Genomic DNA, 6886 nt, shown 5'->3' with positions numbered 1-6886 from the left:
TTAATAATATATTTACATTGGCCTTTTTTTCTAAACAGATCGATTTTAAAAGTTCCATTTCAAAAAAATTATCGATAACAATGCAGCCAATTCCATGCTCCAATGCCATTTCTAATTCTTCTCTGCTTTTGTTATTTCCATGAAAATGAATTCGCTCAACTGGGAATCCTGCAGCAATCGCTGTATATAATTCGCCGCCGGAGACAACATCCAGTGATAACCCTTCTTCTTCTGCCAGCTGAACCATGGCAACTGTCGAAAATGCTTTACTAGCATAAGCAACTTGAGCCTTTACTTGCTGGTCTTCAAAAGTCTGTTTAAATCCCCGTGCTCTTTCTCTCATTAACGCCACATCATAAACATATAACGGAGTCCCAAATTGCTGTGCCAGTTCAAGGGCATCAACCCCGCCTATTTCCAAATTTCCATTTTTATTTACACCTGTTGTCCCGTAAAAAAACATTCCCTTCCCTCTCTCCATAACGACTCACTACATTTTATGTAGACAATCATAAAAGATAATAAATAAATAGACAGAATCCGCATAGAAACTGCCTATTTTTTTGCACTAATTCCTATATTTAATTAAAAATACTTTAGCATAACAGAGAAATTTCCGCAATCATTTCTCATTCGCTTTTGGCGGCTGCCTGTAACGATTTCTTGGGTGGACAATACTTGGTCTAAGGATTGAACCCGGAATTGCCCTTCGAAAAATAATTTGCATAAATCCTTTAGGCTCGAACGGAAGAAAAGGCCAAAAGTATGGAGTGTTTAGGGCACGGGTTTTTACTATAAAAATAAATAATAAGGTAGTCCCGATTACAAAACCTGGCGTATGGAATAATGCGACAAGAAGTAACAAGGTTAATCTACCCATTTTGTTTGCTATACTTAACTCGTAACTTGGGGTTGTAAAAGATCCAATACCAGCTACAGCTACATACAATATTACCTCAGGAACAAATAGACCTACACTAATGGCAATTTGCCCAATCAATACAGCTGCAATTAAGCCCATTGCTGTTGAAAGCGGTGTTGGTGTATGAATGGCAGCCAATCTCAAAAATTCGAGACCAAAGTCTGCTAAAAATATTTGAACGATAATTGGAATATTGGTCTGTTCATTTGGTCCAATAAATGATAGCTTTTCAGGTAATAATGATGGTTCCAATACGAATAACAACCATAACGGAAGTAGTAATATAGATGTTAAAACACCTAGAAATCGTGCAAAGCGCATAAAAGTTCCCATTGATGGTGATTCCCTGAATTCTTCCGCATGCTGAACATGATGAAAGTAAGTCGTTGGAGTAATAATTACACTTGGTGATGTGTCTACTAATATAATCACATGCCCTTCAAGGATATGGGTAGCGGCCACATCCGCACGCTCTGTATACCTTACAAGCGGAAATGGATTGAACCCTTGTTTTACTAAGAATTCTTCAATCGTTTTATCTGCCATTGGAATTCCATCCGTTTCAATAGCATTTAATTCTTTTCGGATTATATTAATTAAATCCGGGTCGGCCACATCCTCTAAATAACCTAAAGAAACATCCGTTCTTGACCGCTTTCCTACTTTTAACATTTCAAAACGAAGCCGCTCGTCCCTGATTCTCCTTCTAATTAAAGCCGTATTTAGAATGATATTTTCTACTAAACCATCTCGTGATCCTCTTACTACCTTTTCTGTATCAGGTTCTTGAGGCGAACGCCCCGGGTAGCTTCTTACATCAATAGCAAAAGCCGTGCTTTCGCCTTCCATTACTACAACAATTAAACCTGATAGTACTTTTAATACAAGCTGGTCTAAATCTTTAATTTGCTCAACAGATTGGTTGATAAGCCTATTATCAATAATTTTGAACAGGTTCGTGGAAATTTTTTCATGATCATTAATCTCTACTAATTCTTTAATTAGTTGAATTATATAACTGGTGTCACATAGTCCATTGACATAATAAATATTGACTTCTTTTTTTAGAATGGTCAATTTCCGTATTCCTAAATCAAAGCTGACACCCAGCCCAACTCGTTGTTTCATATAATTTTCAATTTCATGCACGGATTCCGGAATCGGCCAAATATGCTCTTTACTTCTTGACATGAAAGCCACTCCTTTCTAGAATAAGCTCTACCGCTTTTTTTGTTATGGGCGAACCTACTTTGTACGAGTCACGCCTAGCCATCTTTCCAATATCACCTATGCCTACGATTATGGGTACATCCAATTCATCAAGACAGTAAACGGTATCTCCATTTATTCTGCCGATTTCTAGTTCTGGTATACCGTATTTATCTACACCGTATGGGGTTAATTCTCCATCCCTATCGATGCTTAAATCGACTCTTGTCCATTCTTCATGATGCGATTTCGCTGCAACGGCAATAATTCCAAGGACTTCAATATCTTTATGTAATGCCACATATTTCAAGGCATTTTCACCATATCCCTCACCTACAATTCCACTATCATCAAACATCACCAATATAGGATCATGCGGGGTTTCTTTTATTAGATGGACAAGTTGAGCTCCAGTTAATTTAGATGGATTTCCCTGCGAACTGGAAATACATCGACCGCCAATTTCTTGAGCGACATGCTCTACAGCCCTCTTTGCATATTCATCACCGTCGGTAATTAAAATAACACGCCTCCGCTTACTCATCTTGTGATGTCCTTTCATGGCGTAGTCTACTTAATATGTACAAAATAAAGCCATTGAAAAATGGATCCAAAGATTTTCCCTAATACAATTGCCATAATTAAAATGACAATTTCCCCATCTAACCTAATCCGTTTTGCAAGTATAGGCAGAACATTTAAAACCTCTGTAAGAGCGGCTGCCAACATGCCAACAAACACACCGCCTGTGATGCCAAGCGGAATCAAAAAATAGGCTGAAATAGGAAACAGCGGGTCCCTTAAACTTGCCAGCACTCCGCTAAGCGCACCAATCACAACTGCCCATTCATATTGTTGAATCATTTTCATTGTTTTGGTCAGCTGAGTCAGTCTTGGGATAATACCAAGTACGGTTAGAAACGCTACAAAACCAGACCCAACGGCCAATCCACTTGCTAATCCTAAAAATATGATCGCTACAATTTTAATCGTCATTAACTCGTTTCATACTTTCTTTATTTTCATGGATGATCACATAATTATCTAAATCCATTTGATAATTAAACATTTCTACTTCAAGCGGACTGGGTTCATCATTTAAACGTTTCTTAAAAAAGTGATTAAAGAATAAAATCATGCCGAGGCCCAAACCAATCGAATAGGGGATTTGAAAGAGTAATGGTTTTGCTTCATTTTTCCCGGTAATAATGGTGTAAATTTTTTCTTGGACACTTTTCATACTAACGTCATCATGAAAATTCATAATCGCCATAGCCGATCCAAAAAATAAAAGAAACCAAATTAACAGAAAAAAAGGAATAGATATTCCTTTTTTCTTATTTATCACTTCAATGATAGTCTGTGCAGGGCCTATCGTTTGAACCTCCATATCCCCGAACTCTTTTGTTATCAGTTGAATGATATGCATAACATCAATAACGATAATATTTCGATCCGTTTCCGATACTTGGTGAACCAGCATTTCTTTTAAACTTGAAAGCTCAGCTTCTGGGGCTATTATTTGGGCGACATCCTTCAATAAAACTCTTTCTTCAGGCTTTGTTTGAACCCGATTCCGCATGCGAATGTAGATTGTTTTTTCCAGAACATTCACTTCCCACACAATGTTTTCCTTGTGTATGTAGTATGGGTTTTAAGGAAGACTTTCATGTATGAAAATGAAAAAACCGCATGGATTAGAGATCCATACGGTCTTTCATTTGCTGCAATATCTTTTTTTCGAGTCTTGAAACCTGTACCTGAGAAATCCCGAGGCGCCCGGCAACTTCGGATTGGGTTTGGTCCTTATAATAGCGCAAATAGACAATCAGCCTTTCCCGTTCATCTAATTCGCGGATTGCTTCTTTTAAAGCAATTTTATCAAACCATTTTCCTTCGTTGCCATCATCAATTTGATCTAATAATGTAATTGGATCTCCATCATTTTCATAAACGGTTTCATGAATGGAGGAAGGTGTCCTGCTTGCCTCTTGTGCAAGAATGACATCCTCCGGCGACAGCTCAAGATACTCAGAAATCTCATTAACAGTTGGAATTCTTCCGAGTGTTTTTGATAACTCATCCTTGGCCTTACGGATTTTGTTTCCCATTTCCTTCAGCGAACGGCTGACCTTTACGGTTCCATCATCACGAATAAATCGTTGAATTTCTCCGATAATCATCGGTACGGCGTAGGTGGAAAACTTGACGTCGTAGGAAAGGTCAAACTTATCAACTGACTTTAATAATCCAATGCAGCCAATTTGGAATAAATCATCCGGGTCATACCCTCTGTTAAGAAACCTTTGAACTACTGACCAGACCAGACGCATATTCTTTTCAACAATTAAATCCCTTGCTTCTTGGTCTCCGTCCTGGCTCTTTTTGATGAGCTCTTTCACTTCATGATCCTTTAAATACGGTTGACTTTTATCGTTCTTGACCTCCACATCCATCGGCAAGTCTCCTTAATTGCAAAGCATTTTGCGGGATTGTAAATGCTTACGTAATCTAACCTCGGTTCCGCTGCCTGGCTGTGAATGAATCTCTACCTCATCCATGAAATTCTCCATGATGGTAAAACCCATACCGGACCGTTCTAAATCCGGCTTTGTTGTAAATAATGGCTGACGAGCTTCCTCCACATCGATGATACCTAATCCTATATCTTTAATTGTCATATCAATTAAACTTTCTTCAATAGAAACACGGATATAAACAATTCCATTTGGATCGTTTTCATAACCATGAATAATCGCATTCGTCACCGCTTCTGAAACAACTGTTTTTATCTCGGTTAACTCATCCATCGTTGGGTCTAGTTGGGCAATAAATGCAGCTACAGTCACACGGGCAAAGGATTCGTTTTGACTTAAAGCACTGAACTCAAGATTCATCTCATTTTTCATTCAGGCAACCCCCAATCTTTGCAATGCAAATTCCTCTGTCGGTTCCATTTTGATGATTTTAAATAAACCAGACATATCGAATAATCTTTGTATTGCTGGGGAAATTGCACAAACCACCATTTCACCATGCACCTGTTTAATTTGTTTATATCTTCCTAAAATTACGCCTAAACCCGAGCTATCCATGAAAGAGAGTTGTTCTAGATTCAAGACGATATGGCGAATGTCATTTTTTTCGATCGCTGCCGTTACTTTTTCGCGAAGTTCATCCGCAGTGTGGTGGTCTAATTCACCGCTTAAGCGTATGCAAAGAACGTCATGTTTTGTAACTAATTCAATGTTAAGACTCACTATCCCCGGCCTCCTTAATCTGGTATAGTGAGTCAATTCGCTTTTTTATCATCAATATCCTTCTATAAATACAAAACTAGTCGATATTCGCCAAAAGTAGTGTCATAATTTACTTTTCCGACAAAATGAAAAGCGGAAGCGCCTTGGTCAGTGGCTTATGACCTCGATCCCCTAGGCGCTGAAGCTAGACAATTCTTAAAGATAGAATTACTTATTTTCCTGCTTTTGTAAACATACCGAAGGAACGCTTGTAAAGGGTCCACCAGCCTGCTTCTTTTACCGATTTACTTGCTACAAGCGGACTTTCAAGGATTACCTTTCCATCTTTAATCAGTTTTATCGACCCAACCTTATCACCTTTAGTTAATGGAGCGTTTAGGTTTTTTTGGAGAATTACTTTTTGCTTTACATCCTCCGTTTTTTCACCTTTTTTAGTCAGTAACGAAAGTGGTTCACTTGTGACTGCCTCTACAGACTTATCCTTCCCTTTACTGATTCTGGCAGTGCCAATAGATTGATTCCGTTTATAAAGCGGGTGTGTTTGATATTGACTAAAAGCATAATTAAGCATTTTGGTCACTTGAGCATTTCTCTCTTTAGAAGTCGGGGCTCCAAAGACGACTGCAATTACACGCATACCATCCTTTTGAGCTGTTGCTGTTAAGCAATATTTCGCTTCTGCCGTAAAACCAGTTTTTAACCCATCGACTCCAGGGTAAAAACGAACTAATTTGTTTGTATTAACGAGCCAGAATTTTTTGTCTGTATTTTCACGAAGGTATGCTTCATACATTCCCGTAAATTTCGTAATGTCTTCATATTTTAAAAGTTCTTTTGCCATTACTGCCATATCATGTGCTGAGCTGTAATGTCCGCTTACAGGTAAGCCAGTTGTATTTTTAAAGAAAGTATGCTTCAATCCCAGTTGTTTTGCCTTTGCATTCATCATATCGACAAAGGCATCTTCCGAACCGGCAATTCTCTCAGCCATCGCTACAGAAGCATCATTTCCTGAACCAATCGCAATACCCTGAAGCATTTGCTTGGTTGTCATTTCTTCACCCGGTTCCAGGAAAATTTGTGATCCCCCCATGGATGCGGCATATTCACTCGTCCGGACTTTTTCATTCCAGCTAAGCTTTCCTTTATCAATCGCTTCCATAATGAGTAACATTGTCATAATCTTGGTCATACTTGCAGGCGGCAATTTTTCTTGGCTATTTTTCTCATAAAGAACCTTACCTGTGTCCCGCTCAATTAAAATAGCAGAACTGACGTTACTGACAATATCTGTACTCTTATTTTCTATTCCAGCATTCTTTTTTTCTTCTGCAGCAAAGGTAGAAGGAACCCATAAGCTAGTTAGTAAAAAAGATGCTACTATAAAAGAGAAAAATCGTTTCATTCGCATAACCCTCCATTCTTTATAGCCACCATTTTTACCAAAATAAACAAGTTTATACATAAAAAGGTGTCAGGCACCATGTGAAATTTT

The 6886-nt window shown here is 38.3% G+C and carries 9 protein-coding genes; all 9 read right to left on the bottom strand.

All coding sequences use genetic code 11. The annotated features are described in order from the left end of the window. On the bottom strand, positions 1 to 463 hold a 463-nt coding region (locus AC59HZ_RS02790; protein ID WP_496544363.1), incomplete at its 3' end, for a diaminopimelate decarboxylase family protein. Positions 464 to 622: 159 nt separating this feature from the next. Beyond that, positions 623 to 2113, bottom strand: coding sequence for a spore germination protein (locus AC59HZ_RS02785; RefSeq protein WP_496544362.1), 1491 nt, complete (start codon positions 2111 to 2113; stop codon positions 623 to 625). After that, on the bottom strand, positions 2100 to 2675 hold the full coding sequence (gene spoVAEA, locus AC59HZ_RS02780) for a stage V sporulation protein SpoVABEA (protein WP_496544361.1): 576 nt from the start codon (positions 2673 to 2675) through the stop codon (positions 2100 to 2102). Before spoVAEA ends, AC59HZ_RS02785 begins: the two co-directional genes overlap by 14 nt. Before the next feature lie 26 nt (positions 2676 to 2701). After that, positions 2702 to 3127, bottom strand: coding sequence for a stage V sporulation protein AB (locus tag AC59HZ_RS02775; RefSeq protein WP_430062414.1), 426 nt, complete (start codon positions 3125 to 3127; stop codon positions 2702 to 2704). Further along, positions 3117 to 3737: a stage V sporulation protein AA gene (locus AC59HZ_RS02770; protein ID WP_430062411.1), complete on the bottom strand. Its 621-nt coding sequence runs from the start codon at positions 3735 to 3737 to the stop codon at positions 3117 to 3119. Before AC59HZ_RS02770 ends, AC59HZ_RS02775 begins: the two co-directional genes overlap by 11 nt. A 91-nt stretch (positions 3738 to 3828) precedes the next feature. Continuing rightward, positions 3829 to 4587 (bottom strand): RNA polymerase sporulation sigma factor SigF, encoded by a 759-nt coding sequence (gene sigF, locus AC59HZ_RS02765; protein ID WP_289985209.1) that lies wholly within the window; start codon positions 4585 to 4587, stop codon positions 3829 to 3831. Between the two features lie 12 nt (positions 4588 to 4599). Then, positions 4600 to 5040 carry an anti-sigma F factor gene (gene spoIIAB / locus AC59HZ_RS02760; protein ID WP_496544360.1) on the bottom strand — a complete coding sequence of 147 codons (441 nt, stop codon included), beginning with the start codon at positions 5038 to 5040 and terminating at the stop codon, positions 4600 to 4602. After that, on the bottom strand, positions 5041 to 5391 hold the full coding sequence (gene spoIIAA, locus AC59HZ_RS02755) for an anti-sigma F factor antagonist (protein ID WP_496544359.1): 351 nt from the start codon (positions 5389 to 5391) through the stop codon (positions 5041 to 5043). It lies immediately after the preceding gene. Between the two features lie 211 nt (positions 5392 to 5602). Continuing rightward, complete coding sequence (locus AC59HZ_RS02750) at positions 5603 to 6796, bottom strand: D-alanyl-D-alanine carboxypeptidase family protein (RefSeq protein ID WP_496544358.1); 1194 nt, start codon at positions 6794 to 6796, stop codon at positions 5603 to 5605. Positions 6797 to 6886: the final 90 nt, after the last annotated feature.

The sequence above is a fragment of the Neobacillus sp. DZ-9 genome (assembly GCF_059587065.1).
The sequence above is the reverse complement of the archived record's forward strand: the minus strand, read 5'-3'. Positions and strand labels throughout refer to the sequence as shown.